The sequence below is a fragment of the Saccharothrix sp. DSM 118769 genome, from assembly GCF_052936295.1.
In genome coordinates, this window is sequence record NZ_CP193627.1 from 5453695 (window position 1) to 5468659 (window position 14965).

Here is a 14965-nt window from a genome sequence, read left to right on the forward strand (position 1 = left end):
GTCACCGCGCCGCCGGCCTCGGCACCGCCACGCCCGCCAGGACGTCGGCCAGCACCTCCTCGGTGGTGCTGCCGGCCAGCTGCGCCTCGCGGGTGAGCACCAGCCGGTGCGCCAGCACCGGCACGGCCAGCGCCTGCACGTCACCGGGCACCACGAAGTGGCGGCCCTGCGCGGCGGCGTACACCTGCACGCAGCGCACCAGCGCCCGCAGGCCGCGCGTGCTCGCGCCCAGCCGCAGCCGGTCGTCGCGGCGGGTGGCCACCCCGAGGTCGCTGACGTAGTGCAGCAGCGGGTCCGCCACGTGCAGCGTCGCCAGCCTGCGGCCGTGCTCGGCCACCACGTGCGGGTTGCTCACCGCGGGCACCGCGCCGACCTGGCCCGCGCCGCTGCCCGGCCGCAGCACGTCGATCTCGTGCTCCACCGAGGGGTAGCCGATGGAGGTGCGCAGCATGAACCGGTCGAGCTGGGCCTCGGGCAGCCGGTAGGTGCCGTCCAGGTCGATCGGGTTCTGCGTGGCGACCACCAGGAACGGCGAGGGCACCGAGTGCGCGACGCCGTCCACGGTGACCGTGCGCTCCTCCATCACCTCCAGCAGCGCCGACTGGGTCTTCGCCGCCGCCCGGTTGATCTCGTCCGCCAGCACGACGTTCGCGAACACCGGTCCCGGGCGGAAGCGCACCTGGCCGGTCTGCGGGTCGTACACCGACGTGCCGGTCACGTCCGAGGGCAGCAGGTCGGGCGTGAACTGCACGCGTCGCGACAGCCCGCCCAGCGCGCCCGCGACCGCCCTCGCCAGCGTCGTCTTGCCGGTGCCGGGCACGTCCTCCAGCAGCACGTGCCCGCCCGCGAACATCGACACCAGGACGAGGTCGACGATGTCGCGCTTGCCGCGCACGGCCGACTCGACCGCGTCACCGAGGCGCGCGTGCAACGCGCGGAACGCCGCGATCTCGTCCTCGCCGATCGCCGGAACCGCAGTACTGGTCACGCCTCGCCCCTCGCTCGTGCACGTCGTCCCGCCGCGGGCCCGACCTCCGCCCGCTCGCCCTCGGTCCCGCCCGGTCCCGGTCCCGCTCGCCCTCGGTCCCGCTCGGCTCAGTCCCGCTCGTCCTCGCGGCGCCGGTCGCGCAGCCGCAGCAGCCACGCCGTGGCCAGCAGCCCGATCCCGCCGCCCACCAGCTGACCGGGTTCCTGCTGCTCGGAGATGCTCCTCGGCTGGCAGATCCGGCCACCGCACGTCTCCGGCGGCTCGCGGACGGGCGCGACGCGGATCTTGGAGTCCACCGACCCGCTCGGCCCGTACGCCCGCACCACGAGCGAGTTGGAGCCGTAGTCCACGGCGATCGACACCGAGCCGCCCGCGCACGGGACCGGCGCCGTGGCGCCCAGTTCGAGGTTCACCACCTCGCAGGTCCCGGTGTGCGCCGCCCAGTCGGCGGGCGGGGCCGTGGTGACCCGCTTCTCGAAGACGTTCGAGCCCGTGCCGACCGTGCCGATCACCGCGACGTCGGGCGTCGGCAGCGGAGGGGGCGGCGGCGGGGTGGTGGTCGTCGTGGTCACCACGGGCGGCGGGGCCTGCGTCGTGGTCACCACCGGCGGGGGCGCCTGCGTGGTGGTCGTGACCACCGCGGCGGGGCGGACCGCCCAGGACGCCGCACCGGCCTCGCCCGCGCCGAACCGGTTGTAGGCCGACACGGCCACGTCGAGCCGGCCGCCGGCGCAGAACGTCGAGCCCGCGCACGGCAGTGTCAGCTCGGTCGAGGTGCCGGTCACCTGCGCGGTCCGGGTGCCGCCGGAGAACCCGCCGGTCGCCGTCACCGAGTACCCGGTCAGCGGTTCGCCGCCGTCGGGCACCGCGGCCCAGGTCACCGCCACCACGACGGACGTCCCGTTGTTGCTCCGCTGGGTCACCGAGACGGTGGCGGGCGCGCCCGGCGCCTGCCCCGGCACGTCCTGGCTCTGCGTCGTCGCCGGCGCCGTCGTGGTCGTCTCGCCGCCGCCCTGCTGCTGCTGCGGGCCGCCGCGCGGGTTGTCGCGCGTGGGCGGGTCCGGGCGCGGCGGCGGGGGGCTGGGCACGCTCGGCGTCGGCGTGCGGTCGGGGTCGACCACCGGCAGCTCCGGGCTGCGGACCACCACGGTGCGCGTGCTGCCGTCGGTGTCCACGATGACGCCGGAGTCGGCGCCGGGCGTGTTGATGAACAGCCGGCCGTCGTCGAACACCAGCGCCGGGTCGCCGGAACCGCCGGTGCGCACGTCGTCCGCGCCGCGCCCGCCGGAGCGGTCGAGCACCACGACCTTGCCCGAGCCGCGGCACGGCACGTACACGCGGTCGCGGTACACGGCTGGCCTGCCCGGCTTGCGGCAGTCGAAGCGGCCCATGTCGACGCGCACCACCCGGTCGCCGCTGAGCAGCACCACCGCGGCGGCGTCCGGCACCGAGGCGGGCACCAGGCCCGTCGGGCTCGTCTGGGCGGCCAGCACCTCGCCGGAGAGGGAGTCGGTGCTCGCCGTGAGGTCGCGGCCGGTGCCGTCACGCAGCACCACGCCGCCCTCCAGGCCCAGCAGCGTCACGCCGCGCTCGTGCGGCACCAGCGCCGTGCGGGGGCCCGCGCCCGGCACCGGCCGGTCCGACCGCTCCAGGAACCGCTGCTCGTCGGGCGACCACTCCAGCGCGTGCAGGTTCCCGCCGTGGTCCACCGCCCACACCACGCCGTCGTCGTCCACCACCACGTCGGCCAGCGGCTGGCCCGCGAGCCACGGCGCGCCGATATCGGCCAGCGTCACCGGGTCCGCGTTGTGGATCGACCCGGCCGCCCGGTCGACGACGAACACCTGGTCCCAGGCGATCAGCACCTTGGCCGACGGTCCCGCCGGCGCCTGCCGCCGGCCCGAGGCCAGCAGCGTCGCCAGGTCGATCACCGTGATCTGGCCGGTGCGCCGGTCGAGCACGACCAGCGCGTCGTCGGACTGCGCGATCTCCAGCTGGGCGTCCGCGCCGCTGACCTGCAGGCGCGTCTGCGGTTTCCCGGAGCTGGGGTTGACCTGGACGACCTCACCGCGCTGGTCGTCGCCGAGCCACGTCAGCCCGTCGGTCACCTCGACCGCGGTGCGCGAGATGCCGTCGCCCAGTGCGGCGCCGACCAGCAGCAGGAGTCCCAAGGCGGCCGCGGCGGCGCTCGCGGACCCGCGTCGGCCCGCGTCGGCGACGCGGCGGGCGATCGTTCCCGGCTTCCATCCCACGGGGCGGATGCTAACGGTCTGCCGTGACGTTCCGGGGACAACGGCGAATCCTGCTCCGGACGGCCGAACGGACCCGGGCCGGACGCGTCCACATCGGACAGCTCCTCCCCCGCGCCGGGGGCGGGGTCAGAACTCGCCCAGCTCGGCGCGGGCCTTGGCGCACTCCGTGGTCAGGCCGGCGTCGATCGCCCGGCTGATGCCGGCCAGCGCCTCCAGCTGCTCGGGCGTCAGCACGTCGAACAGGTGCTCGCGCACGGCGGCCACGTGCCCCGGGGCGGCGGCGCGCAGCACGGCGAACCCCTCGTCGGTCAGCGCCGCGATCGAGCCGCGCCGGTCCGACGGGCACGCCCGGCGCTCGACCCACCCCTCCTTCTCCAGGCGGGCCACCGCGTGGGAGAGTCGGGAGCGTGACGAGAGGCACACCGAGGCTAGCTCGCTCATCCTCATCGAGCGCTCCGGTGCCTCGGACAGCGCGACCAGGATCTCGTAGTAGGCCATCGGCATGCCGGAGTCGCGCTGCAACTGCCGGTCCAGGTGTTCGGTGAACTTGGTCACGGCGGTCGTGAAGCCACGCCAGACCCGCTGCTCTTCGGCGCTCAACCACCGCACGTCGCTCATGGCACCCATCATACGTCCGTTGTTGAACACTCAACCAGGATGCGCTATGTTCAGTTGAGAGTTCAACCAGACCGACGAAGAAGGACTTCACGATGACCTCGCAGACTGCGATCCCCGGCTACCTCGTGGGCACCTGGGCGATCGACCCGGTGCACTCGGACATCTCGTTCGTGGTCCGCCACCTGGGCGTGTCCAAGGTTCGCGGCCACTTCGGCACCTTCGAGGGCACGATCGTGACCGCCGAGAACCCGCTGGAGTCCACCGTCACCGCCAAGATCGACGCCGCGTCGATCGACACCCGCAACGAGCAGCGCGACGCGCACGTGCGCGGCGAGGACTTCCTGGACGTCGAGAAGTTCCCGGAGCTGACCTTCACCTCCAGCGGCGTGCGCGCCCACGGCGAGGGCTTCCTCGTCGACGGCGAGCTGTCGTTCCACGGCGTGACCAAGGCCGTGACCCTGGAGCTGGAGCTCAACGGCTTCGGCGACGGCATGTCCGAGGGCGCCAAGGTCGCCGGCTTCTCCGCCTCCACCGAGATCAGCCGCAAGGACTTCGGCATCACCGGCGGCCCCGCGGGCGCCGTGGTCGGCGACAAGATCACGATCCTGCTGGAGATCGAGGCCGCCAAGCAGGGCTGAGCCCCGCTCGCGAAGACCCCCCGCGAAGGCCCCGCCGGTGCTCCGGTGGGGCCTTCGCGCGATCCGGGTGAACCGAACCCGGCCCGCGGCCGTACTAGCCCGTGACACCGGGTTCCCCCCCGGCCGGGCACCGGTGCCGGAAGCCGCTCGCGGACACGGTCTGCTCACGGTCTGCGGACCGCGTGGGTGACGTGGACGCAGGCATGGCACCATCTGGCGCAACACGCGCCGGACGCAGTCGAGGAGGGACCGGTGTGAACGCCAAGACCGAGCAGGTCGATGACCTTCGACTCGTCGCACTACCGACCGCGGTGAACGTCGCGGACATGTTCGTGCGCTTCTCGCTCGGCGAGTGGCGGCTGCGGGGCATGCAGGACGAGGCCGCCCAGACCGCGCGCCGGCTCGTGGGCGCCGCCGTCGACGTCGCCGACCACCGCGCCCCGGGTTTCCTGCTGGTGCGGCTCCGGCTGACCGGCACCTACCTCGTGGTCGAGGTCGAGGGCAACCGCGTCGCCGTGCCGCCGGAGCTGGCGGGCACCCGCGCGGGCCTCGTCGACCTCACCGCGGGCGGCCACCTGGCCTGGTGCGAGCTGCCGCTCCCCTCGGGCATGAACGCCTCGTCGGTGCCGCTGCCGCGCCGCGAACCGCGCCGCTCCCCCGCCGCGGAGAAGCTGGGCGACGAGCCGGACGTGGACCCCGAGGTGATCCAGCGCATCCTCTACGGCCTGGGCGGCGCCCAGGGCCGCCCCGAGTAGCCCGTCGCCACCGCCGCCGGACGGGTCACCGCCCTCGTCCGAGGGCGGTGACGACGTCGTCGGCGGTCACCGGAACGGAGAACATCGGGAAGTCGAACCGCAGCGCGTTGTCGTGCTCCTCCCGGGAGGTGGCGGCGACGCAGTCGGTGAGCGTGACGACCCGGTAGCCGTTCTCGTAGCCGCTGCGCATGGTCGACTCGACGCAGCAGTTGGTGAGGAACCCGCCGAGCACGATGGTGGTGATCCCCTTGCTGCGCAGCACGAAGTCCAGGTTCGTGCTGGCGAACGTGTCGAGGCCCCGCTTGCCCTCCACGACGATGTCGTTCCCGCGCGGGGCGAGGTCGTCGACGATCGCGGCGCCCCAGCTGCCCTTGACGAACGCCTTGCCGTCCACGACGCCCTTGAGGATGCCGTAGGGGTGCGCGGAGATCTCGTGGTAGCCCTCGGCGAACGAGATGGGCGCGTGCATCACCGTCGCACCCGCCGCCCGCGCGGCCTCGACCAGCGCGACGGTCCGGGGCAGCATCCCCGTGCTCTCCATGACACCGCTGACCGCGTCGTGCAGCACCCCGCCCTCGCTGGTGAAGTCGTTCTGGTACTCGATCAGCACGAGGGCGGTCGTCTTCGGGTCCAGCACCAGCTCGGTCATCCGCAGCTCCCTGCTCGGCGTGGGTCGCGGACCCGATTCAACGGGTCCAGGGCCGGCGCGGCAATGCGGCGACCGGGTTCCACCCGGTCGAGGACCCGGTGCCCGGCGACGCGGCGGCCGTCCCGACGCGCCGACCTCCTCCCAGGCGGCGAACCGCTTGCGGACCGTCTGCCACGGCGGGAAGTCCGCGGGCAGCGCCCGCCACTCGACGCCGTTGTCGACCACGTGGCCGATCGCGTCCACGATCACGCGACGGCAGTGCTTCTGTCGGCGGGATACCGCCTCGCCCGCTGAACGGGCTGGTGGGAGGCCGCCGGACGACAGCACGGGGCACCCGCGGTGGAGCGGCCACGGCGTCGACCCGTCCGGCGTTGCCCGCCGTTCGCCGGAAGCCCTTCACCGCACCGGTCCGCGGGGCGCCTTGACCGGTGGGGCTAGTGCAGACCGGCGATGCAGTAGTCCGCGGTGCGGTAGCAGGTGCGTGTCACGAGGTTGACGTCGTTCTCGTCGGTCATGTAGATCCAGATGTTGTCGGCCCCGCCGACGACGTTCGCGTCCAGGGTGAAGGGCGCCGACCCGGACCTGTTGCACCAGAGGCTGGTGCTCTGGAAGTCCAGTGTGGTGCTGCCGATGAACGACCGCACGTAGACCCGCCGGCAGTTGCTGGCTTTGAACGCCCCGGTGATGCCGACCGACCGGTTGTACCAGGTGACCGTGCCGTTGTAGTAGCTCACCGTGTACGGGAGCGTGAAGGTGCTGGTGGGGTAGTCGGCCGCGGTGGCGGGTGCGACCGCGAAGACCATCCCGGCAACCGACGCCACCGCGGCCAGGATCGCGCCGAACCTCCCCGTGCGGCTCTTCGTCGTCGTTGCGCGTTTCAGTCTCGTCATGACAACCACTCCCGGTTCTCCGGACCACGGGCGAACAGTGCCCAGTGACTGTGAGTCGTCGCCTGCTCGCAAATCGTTACATCGAGAGTCGCCCCATCGACGGGGCGACCCGAGCCGACGGCGGGGCGAACGCGCTGCCCCCCGGTCTCGTCGGCCTGGCTCGGTCACTCGCGGTCGGTCACTCGCGGTCGGTCACCAGGTGGTCTTCGACCGCCCGCCGGCGGAGTTCGAGCTTGGACCGCGTGTACCGTCCGGCCTTGGTGTACTTCTCGCGCACGCGGTCGATGTAGCACTTCGCCGTGTGGACGCTGATCCCCATCTGTCGGGCGACCGATTTCATGGGCAGGTCGGCCGCGTAGAGCGTGAGGGCGCGGATCTCCTGCCGGCTGAGGTCGGGATGGGTCGCGTCGTCGCCGACGATGAGCATCCTCGCCAGAGCCGGCGTGATGTGGAAGGTCCCCGCCGCCGCGGCCTTGACCGCGTCGATGATCTCTTCGGCGGTGGCGTCCTTCGACACGTGGCCCAGCGCCCCCGCGCCGATGCTCTGCTTCACGTGCCAGGGCTGGGACAGCACGCTGATCACGACGGTCCGCACTCCCGATGACCGTCCGACCACGTGCCCACGACGACCGCCACCGACACCTCGGGATCGGCGTCGCACAGCCAGTTGTGGAGGCTGTGGCGCACGATGGGGTCGTTGTCCAGGATCGCGAGCCGGATCGGCTCCGCTCGGCCGTGGACGACTCCCATCGCGCCATCGTCGCACCAGCGTCGGCAGATCATCACTGCTTCACCCGTTCGTGTGACGCTCGGAGGCGGATGCCGTGCTGTCCCCGCGGCTCGGCCGCCGCGTTTCGACGAACAGGACGTCGGGTGGTGCGAGCCGGACCTCACCGCCCAGGTCTGCGGCGGCGGCCCGGACGGACGGGTCGCTCGCCGCGGCGAGCGCCGCGGGGCCCGCGGCCGTCACGACGACGGCCACGACGGCGGACCCGCCGACCGTGATCCGCACCGAGCGCCAACCGGTGAAACCGCGCAGGAGGCCGACGAGCGCGATGAGGTACGTGGTGTCGTCGCGGCCGAGTCCTTCCAGTGATCCGACGACCTCGACCGGTGTGCTGTCGCGTGAGGTCGTCAACTCCTCCCCGACGGCGACCCCGTCGATCCGCGCGCCGGGATCGGCGACGGTCACGGCGGCGGCACCGATCCCCGCGTGGCCGACCGCGGCGATCACCACCTCGCGGGCCGGGCGGTAGGGCGAGAGCGCGAGCAGCGTCGTCGCCACCGCGCCCCAGTTCCACGCGGCCGGTCCGTACCTCTCCGCGGGAGGCAGCACCGCCATGACGAGCAGGTCCACCCCGTAGAGCACGGCGACGCAGCCCGCCATGAAGACCGCCGGCGAGGTTCCGCCCCTCCGCGTGCCCACGGCGACCCCGCCCACCACCACCGCGGGCACCAACGCCCATGCCGCGACCGCCACCCAGGGGTTCGTGCAGGTGGCCCACCAGGTCACCAGCTGCAGCGCGGAGAACACGGCGCTGACCGTGCCCACAGCCAGCGCGATCCGTCCCGCGTTGGGCACGACCGTCATCCCCGCCAGGACCCGGCCCTTCGCCGCGTGAACGCCCTCCGCCACCGGTTACCGCCCGGGTCCGGTGTCCCGCGGCACGGTGAGCAGCACGGTGGTCCCCTCGCCGACCCGGGAGAAGACCGCCGCGGTCCCCCCGACGTCGTGCAGCCGGCCGCGCACCGATTCCGCCAGGCCCAGGCGGTCCGGGGCCACGGCCGCCGGATCGAAGCCCCGGCCTTCGTCGACGACGGCGCAGTGCACCTCCGACCGGCCGAGCTGCACGCTGACGGTGGCGACCGAGACCCCGGAGTGCTCCGCCACGTTGGTCAGGCACTCGTCGAGGGCGGTGGACAGCGCGGCCACGACCTCCGCCCTCACGCCGTCCAGTGCGAGCGCGGCGGCGTCGCCGAACACCTCGACCCCCAGCGACCTCACCGCCCACGTGCGCCGCACCTCCGACCACAGACCCCGGTCGGCGTCGACCGCGACTTCGACGGACGGCGTCGAAGGTGCCTCCAGGCGCGCCGCCAGCGCATCGGCGTCCCGGCGGCAGGACTGACGGACGACGTCGGCCGGCAGACCGCCGCCGCCGTGCGCGAGAACGGTCAACGTGGACAGGACCGTGTCGTGCAACGTCCTGTTGTGCCGCATCCGCGCGAGCCACCTGGCGTCCGCGACCGCGCGAGCGGCCAGCGACGTCTCCGCGGCCGTCATCAGGCGCTCGGTCAACTTCGCCCCGCGGCGCACCATGACCGACGCGGTGATGCCCAGCGCCGCGGTGAAGACCGCTCCGGTGAACACCACCCCGAGGTCGACCGCCCGCCCCGCTGGCCACAGCAGCAACGCCCAGCCGGCCACGCCGACGACCAGCGCGAGCACACCCCACCAGGGCCCGACCGAGATCGACAGGCCCATGACCGACCCGCTCACGAGCACGGCGATCACCAGCTGCGCGTTGTGCGCGCCCAGGTCCGGTGCGACACCGACGACGAACGCGGTCGTGACCGGCAGCAGGACGACGATCGTCGCGGCGACCCCGGTCCGCCCGTACCGGCAGCCGAGGTGCAGCAGCACGCCGTGCGCCGACGCCACCGCGACGACCACCGCCGCGGAAGCCGACCACCTGTCCCACAGCCCCGCCGCCAACGCCGCGACGGTGGTCGTCTCGTACAGGGCCGCGACCCTCGCTCCCATGGGGCGCAGCGCCAGTCGACTTCCGAGTTCGACCGCCTCCTGGAACACCGCCGCGTCGGGCGCGGTGTCGTGGGCGCGGTGCGAGGTGTTCGACACCCTGTTCATCGTCCTCCCGGACCCGGCCCGGGTCGATGACCGCCGTGCCCCCTCTTCGGGGGGCAGGCGCGCGGGGCCCCGCAGGTCGACGAACCGGGCCGCACCTGCCCCCCGGACGAGCGGCACGACCCGCCGGTCACACCGGCGTGACCCTTCAGCCACGCCCGTCGCGAGGACGGGCCGAGGAGGGCCGGATGAACGAGAACCCGTACGGGGGACGCGGCGCGATCGCCGTGTGCGCCGTTCTGCTGTCCGTGCTCGGGATGCTGGGCACGACCACGTCCGCAGGAGCCGTCACCGGCCACCACACCAGCGGCAACGACGTGCGCGTCCGGGCCGGCGCGAGCACGGCCACCGCGCAGGTCGACATCATCTCCGCCGCCCCCGACCTCCACCACAGCCCAGGCCGTCAACACCCGTTCCGCGCCGTCGTTCAACGCCACGCTGCCGGGTCAGGTCCCGGCGGGCACGGCGATCACCGTCCGGTGCCGGAACCACGGCACGTTCGTCAACGGCAGCGGCATCCGGGACGAGGTCGGCGCGGAGTTCATCTCCGACTTCCACGTCAACGGGACACCGTTCAACGCCTTCGACAGCAGGCTGCCCCGTTGCGGCCTGAGCTACCAGCCGGTGGACTGCGCCAAGGTGCTGCTCATCGGTGCGCGTGGCTCGGCCGGGGAGTTCGGTCCGGAGGACCTCGGTCCGTCCTCGCCACCCCCGCCCGTCCAGGGGACCCGCAACCTGCTCGCCGAACGGGGCGTCGGCCTGGACGTCGAAGGGGTGATCCACCCGGCCCACAGCCCGTGACCGATCGGGGCCGAGGGCTGGGACGCCTGGTACGCCGGGGTCGACCAGCGATCGCGGGACTGCTGCCGGACCGAGTTCATCTGCACCGCCTCCAGTCCGGACATCGACTCCCACCTCCGCTACCAGCGGCCGAACCCGCAGACGACGTGGGGCGCGGACTTCCTCGCGGCCCGCGCCACGGCCTGATCACCCACCTCGCCCGGGTGCCCCACCCAGGACGCCTGGGCCACCGTTCACGGAGCACCGCCATGAGCCGACCCCTGGTGCCGAGGCAAGGCGAGCGCACGATCGTCGCCGTGGACGTGGAGGGGTCCACGACGAGGTCCGACGACGAGAAGGCGCACATCCGGGTGGCGATGTACGACCTGTTCCAGCAGGCCCTGTCCGCCGCCGGTGTCGCGGGCGGCGACCACGACCCGTTGATCGACCGGGGCGACGGCATCCTGGCCCTGATCCGCCGACGACCGCTGCCGGAACTGGTTCACCCGTTGTCCCGGACCCTCACCGCCGCGCTCACCGACCACAACCGCCGTTGGCGCGACCGGCGCTTCCGGCTCCGGCTCGTCGTCCACACGGGCCTGGTGCGCTACGACAGGAGGGGGTGCTTCGGCCGCGCGCTGGACGTGGCCTTCCGCCTGCTCGACAGCGAGGACGTCAAAGCCGGCCTCCGCCGCACGACCGCCCCGCTGATCTTCGTGATCTCTGAGGCGGTACCCGGTGCGCCGCCGATGCCCCTGTGCACCACCACGGTCCTGGTGGGCAGCACGACAACCCGCGGAGGAATCCACGTGCCTGCTCTCGTGCCGTCACCGCGTTCGGCGGCCCGTTGACGGCGAGTTCCCGCCGTGCGGGACGGCGTTCGCTCTGCAAGCCCGCCAACCCGGGACGATGACAGGCCGCTCCATCGTGGAGCGCGACGTCAGGTCAGGCCGGAGCCGCGCCATACGTCGAAGAGGCTCCCGCGCAGGTGACCGCCCTCCCCCGCCCTCGGCGGCGATCCGCGGGACCGAACCGCAGGACGGGTTCTCGGTCTGACCGGTACACCGGTCAGACCGGTCGACATCGCATCAGCCGGTGCAGAACGGGTCATCATCCACCCGGACGTACACGGCACGCACGTACTGCCCGGGGGCGGCGCTCTCGCCGATCTCGAACGCACCGACCAGCGCGCCCTGCGACGTCCGGACCTCGTACCCGCTGCCGTCCACGCCGACCTGCTGGAAGACCCGGTCGGCCACCGCCCGGAGCCTCCGCTCGACGTCGTCACCACCGCCGCTGCCGGCAGGAAGTGCCGACAGCAGCACCACCTCGCAGAAGTCCTCGGCGCTGCCGAGCACGCTCGACGACGTGATCGCGACGGTCGACGCGCGCAACTCCGACACGTACGACCGGCACACGTCCAGCGCGGCGCTCGGGTCGCGCACCGGCACTCGCAGGTGCACCCGCGAGATGACGTCGTCGTCCTCGCGCGGGGTGAAGTCGTCGCGGGTCACGTACGCCGGGCGCTGCCCGACGGTCTTGCCGCCGCCGAGGTCGGCTGAAACCTGGAACAGGGTGTAACCGTCACACGGCACGTCGTCAAACCCGTAGTGACCGGAGAGAACCCCGCTGTCCGATTCGTAGAAGTCGAAGAACTCCTCGTTCAGCCCGTACGCGGCCAACACCGGCCGCACCGCTGCCAGCACGGCCTGCCGATCGGTTTCGCCGGCCTGCTTCGTGCGGGTGTGGTCGACCCAGGCGTTGAAGCCCTTCCGGCCGCCCTCCGGGTCTGCCCGCTTGATCTCCAACGTCGCCGCCGCGAACCGGTCGACCAGCGACCGGGGTACGGTCGAGGCCGTCGTGAAGTCGGGCACTTCGACGTTCAGCCCGATCTTCACGACGACGTCGGTCTCGCGAAACCTCATCCGTGCGTTACCCGCCCCTCCGGCGACATGTCCGCGTGACCGCCGTCCTCGGCGAAGCAGTTCATGTCGTCGTCCCTGATCCGGACATCCCACTCCTGCTCGTTCGGGTTCCACTTCCAGCCGTTGCCGTACGCGTCCTCGAACATACCGTTCCGCCTGGGCTTCTCCGAGCCGTAGCTTCGCGAGAGAGGTGCGGGGCCAGGTGCCCGAACACCTTCTCGATCTGTCGGATCGCCTTGGTGATCAGTTCGGAATGATTTTTCGCAGGCAGGTGATCGAGCAGGCGAGGCTGAGGATGGCCTGGCGGACGTCGGCTCGACGTTCGGTGCGGACGCGGAACCGGCGGAAGCCTTTCCGCACCGCGTACAGGATGCCCTCCAACGCCGCCCGGTCGTCGGCACGCCTGCGACCCCGGTGCCGAAAGCGCCTGGGACGCACCGGGACCACCTGGCCGTTGGCAAGGGCGGAAGCCTGTCCACCGTGATCACGGCCGGGCTATTCTCCGGTGTGGACCCGCTCACCTTGGACTACGAGGACCTGCACCTGCGCGTGGACCGGGGGGTGTTCGAGCTGTTCGACCTGGCCCTCGCCGAACACACGTTCCGGGTTCCGCTGCGCTGGCTCGGGGCTGTGGTGCACTACAAGAAACCGGACAAGCCCGGCCGGTTGGTCTTCGGCGTCGTTCGCGATCCGAACGCCGCTCTCTACGGCACCGACCGGTCCGCCTTCAGGTACACCAACACGCAGTCGACCGAGGTGCCGGCCGGCGACGAGCCGTTGTTCCGCGAGTACTTCACCCGGGTGGCCGCGCTCGCCGAGCGGCGGGTGGTCTGACGTGGAACCGAAGGTCTTCGAGCACGACGGCGTGCACCTGCGGGTCGACCACGTCGAGCAGCTCGACGAACCGATCCGCGCCGGCACGACGGGTTCCCGACACCTGCTCACGACCGTCGAGGTCCCGACGACCGACGAGCCCCTCCACCGCGCCTTCTTCACCGAGTCGGCCCACCTGTCCGACCGTCCGATCGGCTCGTAGTCCCGCACCACGGGGAGCGGCCATGCGTAGGCGGAAGACCGGGCCCGGGTGGCGCTCGCCGCCGGGTCGGTCGTCACGGCCGTCATCCTCGCCGCGGCCGACAGGAGCCTTCACGATGCTCCCTGCCGCATGTGAACTGCTCGACTGCGTCAGGACTACAACGCAATTCGCGCACGCTGATCGATCAACGACGGCGTGGTCGTCGCGGCGGGTACGGCTCAGAACGACAACCAGCGCGGTGACCAATGCGGGATTCGTCTGTTTCGAAAGCCCAACCGAAGGAATTCCCGAAGTGCCCACGAAGAAATCTGACGACGTCAAGGTGAGACTGGGAAGTCGCTTCCACAGGCTCTTCGGCGCCACGCTCGTGTCGGCCATCGGTACCGGCATGCACGCCGCCGCGCTGCCCCTGCTGGCCCTGCAGAGCACCAGCAGTCCGATGGCGTTGAGCTTCGTCGTCATGGCCGCCGAGGTTCCCTGGGTGCTGCTCTCGCTGCACGCCGGTGTCGTGGTGGACCGACTGGATCGCCGACGGGTGATGGTGTGGGCGGACCTGGGCCGGTTCGCCGTCCTGGTCGTCCTCGCGATGCTGATCGGGACCGCGCGGGTGGACCTGCTGTGGCTGGTGCTCGCGGCGTTCCTGCTGGGTGTCGGCCAGGTCTTCTTCGACCTCGCCGCCCAGTCGGCCATTCCCGACTTCGTGTCGCGGGATCCGCGGAACCTGGCGACGGCCAACGGGCGGATCTTCGCAGCGGAGAGCAACGGTGAGGACTTCGTGGGGCCTCCCGTCGGCTCCGCCCTGTTCGGCGTGTGGAACTTCCTGCCGTTCGCCGGCAACGCTCTCTCGTTCGTCGCCAGCGGCCTGTTGATCCTCTCGATCCGACCGGACGCCAAGCCGGAGGAGAAGCCCGAAGCTCCGCGCAGGAGCGTGCGGAGCGACATCGTCGAGGGCGTTCGGTGGTTGTTCCGGAACCGGACCCTGCGGGCGCTGGCCACGGTCTCCTGCCTCGGCAACGTCGCCGCCACCGCTCAGTTCGCGATGCTCGCGCTGCTGGCCAAGGAGGTTCTCGGACTTCCGGACTTCGGCTTCGGTCTGCTGCTGACGGCCACCGCGGTCGGCGCGACGTTCGGGGGGCTGGCCGCCGCGGCCGCCAGCAGGCGATTCGGCCCCGGCACGGTGATGCTCGCGGGCAAAACCGGCGTGGGCGCGGCCATTCTGGTTCTGGGGCTTGTCGCCGATCCGTGGGTCGCGGCCGCGATGATGATGGCGACCGGTGCGTTGATGACCGCGGAGAAAGTCGTTGTGAGTACGTTGCGTCAGCAGATCGTGCCCGACGAACTCCTGGGGAGGGTGCTCTCGTCGAGCAGACTGGTGGTGATGATCGGCGGACCGGTCGGTGCGGCGCTCGGCGGGGTTCTCGCCAGCGTGTTCACCGTTCAGGTCTCGTACGTCGCCGCCGGCGCTTTCCTCATCCTGGTGGCGCTGGCCTTCTACCCCGTGCTGAACAACCGGGCCCTGGCACGCGCTACCGATGAACCAGCCGGGTAAACGCGAAAATCCGCGGTGT

20 protein-coding genes and 1 pseudogene are annotated in these 14965 nt (G+C 72.1%); 7 read left to right on the plus strand and 14 right to left on the minus strand.

Annotation, left to right across the window (positions count from 1 at the left end):
- Position 1 precedes the first annotated feature (1 nt).
- The 3 genes from ACRAKJ_RS23325 to ACRAKJ_RS23335 all read right to left on the minus strand — a co-directional run bounded on the left by ACRAKJ_RS23325 (position 2) and on the right by ACRAKJ_RS23335 (position 3858).
- Positions 2–988 (minus strand): AAA family ATPase, encoded by a 987-nt coding sequence (locus ACRAKJ_RS23325; RefSeq protein WP_438920984.1) that lies wholly within the window; start codon positions 986–988, stop codon positions 2–4.
- 107 nt (positions 989–1095) lie between these two features.
- Positions 1096–3240, minus strand: coding sequence for a hypothetical protein (locus tag ACRAKJ_RS23330; protein WP_438920983.1), 2145 nt, complete (start codon positions 3238–3240; stop codon positions 1096–1098).
- 126 nt (positions 3241–3366) lie between these two features.
- A complete protein-coding gene (locus ACRAKJ_RS23335; RefSeq protein ID WP_438920982.1) occupies positions 3367–3858 on the minus strand; it encodes a MarR family transcriptional regulator in 492 nt (163 codons plus the stop codon).
- Between the two features lie 92 nt (positions 3859–3950).
- Here ACRAKJ_RS23335 and ACRAKJ_RS23340 point away from each other — a divergent pair, with 92 nt between their 5' ends.
- Positions 3951–4496, plus strand: coding sequence for a YceI family protein (locus ACRAKJ_RS23340; RefSeq protein ID WP_438920981.1), 546 nt, complete (start codon positions 3951–3953; stop codon positions 4494–4496).
- A gap of 254 nt (positions 4497–4750) precedes the next feature.
- Positions 4751–5251 (plus strand): ATP-binding protein, encoded by a 501-nt coding sequence (locus tag ACRAKJ_RS23345; RefSeq protein ID WP_438920980.1) that lies wholly within the window; start codon positions 4751–4753, stop codon positions 5249–5251.
- A gap of 25 nt (positions 5252–5276) precedes the next feature.
- Here ACRAKJ_RS23345 and ACRAKJ_RS23350 read toward each other — a convergent pair whose 3' ends face one another.
- The 8 genes and pseudogenes from ACRAKJ_RS23350 to ACRAKJ_RS23385 all read right to left on the minus strand — a co-directional run bounded on the left by ACRAKJ_RS23350 (position 5277) and on the right by ACRAKJ_RS23385 (position 10023).
- A complete protein-coding gene (locus tag ACRAKJ_RS23350; RefSeq protein WP_447009107.1) occupies positions 5277–5900 on the minus strand; it encodes a cysteine hydrolase family protein in 624 nt (207 codons plus the stop codon).
- Positions 5901–6041: 141 nt separating this feature from the next.
- A pseudogene (locus ACRAKJ_RS23355) lies at positions 6042–6227 on the minus strand (transposase); the annotation flags it as partial.
- A gap of 107 nt (positions 6228–6334) precedes the next feature.
- Positions 6335–6790: a hypothetical protein gene (locus tag ACRAKJ_RS23360; RefSeq protein ID WP_438920978.1), complete on the minus strand. Its 456-nt coding sequence runs from the start codon at positions 6788–6790 to the stop codon at positions 6335–6337.
- A 178-nt stretch (positions 6791–6968) separates the two neighbouring features.
- On the minus strand, positions 6969–7385 hold the full coding sequence (locus ACRAKJ_RS23365) for a LuxR C-terminal-related transcriptional regulator (RefSeq protein ID WP_438920977.1): 417 nt from the start codon (positions 7383–7385) through the stop codon (positions 6969–6971).
- On the minus strand, positions 7370–7540 hold the full coding sequence (locus ACRAKJ_RS23370; RefSeq protein ID WP_438920976.1) for a hypothetical protein: 171 nt from the start codon (positions 7538–7540) through the stop codon (positions 7370–7372). Before ACRAKJ_RS23370 ends, ACRAKJ_RS23365 begins: the two co-directional genes overlap by 16 nt.
- 40 nt (positions 7541–7580) lie before the next feature.
- Positions 7581–8426, minus strand: a complete 846-nt coding sequence (locus tag ACRAKJ_RS23375) for a hypothetical protein (protein ID WP_438920975.1) — start codon at positions 8424–8426, stop codon at positions 7581–7583.
- 3 nt (positions 8427–8429) lie between these two features.
- Entirely contained in the window at positions 8430–9659 is a 1230-nt protein-coding gene (locus tag ACRAKJ_RS23380; protein WP_438920974.1) for an ATP-binding protein, read from the minus strand.
- A 145-nt stretch (positions 9660–9804) separates the two neighbouring features.
- The gene (locus tag ACRAKJ_RS23385; protein ID WP_438920973.1) at positions 9805–10023 is read right to left on the minus strand and encodes a hypothetical protein; all 219 of its coding nucleotides are present in this window, start codon (positions 10021–10023) and stop codon (positions 9805–9807) included.
- 257 nt (positions 10024–10280) lie between these two features.
- Between ACRAKJ_RS23385 and ACRAKJ_RS23390 the strand changes: the two genes are divergently transcribed.
- Positions 10281–10457: a hypothetical protein gene (locus ACRAKJ_RS23390; RefSeq protein ID WP_438920972.1), complete on the plus strand. Its 177-nt coding sequence runs from the start codon at positions 10281–10283 to the stop codon at positions 10455–10457.
- A gap of 248 nt (positions 10458–10705) precedes the next feature.
- A complete protein-coding gene (locus ACRAKJ_RS23395) occupies positions 10706–11287 on the plus strand; it encodes a hypothetical protein (RefSeq protein ID WP_438920971.1) in 582 nt (193 codons plus the stop codon).
- 237 nt (positions 11288–11524) lie between these two features.
- On the opposite strand, the gene ACRAKJ_RS23400 is transcribed toward ACRAKJ_RS23395, so the two are convergent.
- The 3 genes from ACRAKJ_RS23400 to ACRAKJ_RS23410 all read right to left on the minus strand — a co-directional run bounded on the left by ACRAKJ_RS23400 (position 11525) and on the right by ACRAKJ_RS23410 (position 12742).
- Positions 11525–12361 (minus strand): hypothetical protein, encoded by an 837-nt coding sequence (locus ACRAKJ_RS23400; protein WP_438920970.1) that lies wholly within the window; start codon positions 12359–12361, stop codon positions 11525–11527.
- On the minus strand, positions 12358–12507 hold the full coding sequence (locus ACRAKJ_RS23405) for a hypothetical protein (protein WP_438920969.1): 150 nt from the start codon (positions 12505–12507) through the stop codon (positions 12358–12360). The genes ACRAKJ_RS23400 and ACRAKJ_RS23405 overlap by 4 nt, the downstream gene beginning before the upstream one ends.
- 97 nt (positions 12508–12604) lie before the next feature.
- Complete coding sequence (locus tag ACRAKJ_RS23410) at positions 12605–12742, minus strand: hypothetical protein (RefSeq protein ID WP_438920968.1); 138 nt, start codon at positions 12740–12742, stop codon at positions 12605–12607.
- Between the two features lie 126 nt (positions 12743–12868).
- Here ACRAKJ_RS23410 and ACRAKJ_RS23415 point away from each other — a divergent pair, with 126 nt between their 5' ends.
- From ACRAKJ_RS23415 to ACRAKJ_RS23425, 3 genes are all read left to right on the plus strand, one after another.
- Positions 12869–13195, plus strand: a complete 327-nt coding sequence (locus ACRAKJ_RS23415; protein WP_438920967.1) for a hypothetical protein — start codon at positions 12869–12871, stop codon at positions 13193–13195.
- A 1-nt stretch (position 13196) separates the two neighbouring features.
- Positions 13197–13397, plus strand: coding sequence for a hypothetical protein (locus ACRAKJ_RS23420; protein WP_438920966.1), 201 nt, complete (start codon positions 13197–13199; stop codon positions 13395–13397).
- Between the two features lie 292 nt (positions 13398–13689).
- The gene (locus ACRAKJ_RS23425) at positions 13690–14946 is read left to right on the plus strand and encodes an MFS transporter (protein ID WP_438920965.1); all 1257 of its coding nucleotides are present in this window, start codon (positions 13690–13692) and stop codon (positions 14944–14946) included.
- Positions 14947–14965: the final 19 nt, after the last annotated feature.

Excerpts from the sequence above, each read along its gene's own strand:
- ACRAKJ_RS23400 (WP_438920970.1), bottom strand. The coding sequence starts at position 12,361 with ATGAGGTTTCGCGAGACCGACGTCGTCGTGAAGATCGGGCTGAACGTC.
- ACRAKJ_RS23350 (WP_447009107.1), bottom strand. The coding sequence starts at position 5,900 with ATGACCGAGCTGGTGCTGGACCCGAAGACGACCGCCCTCGTGCTGATC.
- ACRAKJ_RS23370 (WP_438920976.1), bottom strand. The coding sequence starts at position 7,540 with ATGGGAGTCGTCCACGGCCGAGCGGAGCCGATCCGGCTCGCGATCCTG.
- ACRAKJ_RS23360 (WP_438920978.1), bottom strand. The coding sequence starts at position 6,790 with ATGACGAGACTGAAACGCGCAACGACGACGAAGAGCCGCACGGGGAGG.
- ACRAKJ_RS23335 (WP_438920982.1), bottom strand. The coding sequence starts at position 3,858 with ATGAGCGACGTGCGGTGGTTGAGCGCCGAAGAGCAGCGGGTCTGGCGT.
- ACRAKJ_RS23395 (WP_438920971.1), top strand. The coding sequence starts at position 10,706 with ATGAGCCGACCCCTGGTGCCGAGGCAAGGCGAGCGCACGATCGTCGCC.
- ACRAKJ_RS23340 (WP_438920981.1), top strand. The coding sequence starts at position 3,951 with ATGACCTCGCAGACTGCGATCCCCGGCTACCTCGTGGGCACCTGGGCG.
- ACRAKJ_RS23385 (WP_438920973.1), bottom strand. The coding sequence starts at position 10,023 with ATGATGTCGACCTGCGCGGTGGCCGTGCTCGCGCCGGCCCGGACGCGC.
- ACRAKJ_RS23380 (WP_438920974.1), bottom strand. The coding sequence starts at position 9,659 with ATGAACAGGGTGTCGAACACCTCGCACCGCGCCCACGACACCGCGCCC.
- ACRAKJ_RS23405 (WP_438920969.1), bottom strand. The coding sequence starts at position 12,507 with ATGTTCGAGGACGCGTACGGCAACGGCTGGAAGTGGAACCCGAACGAG.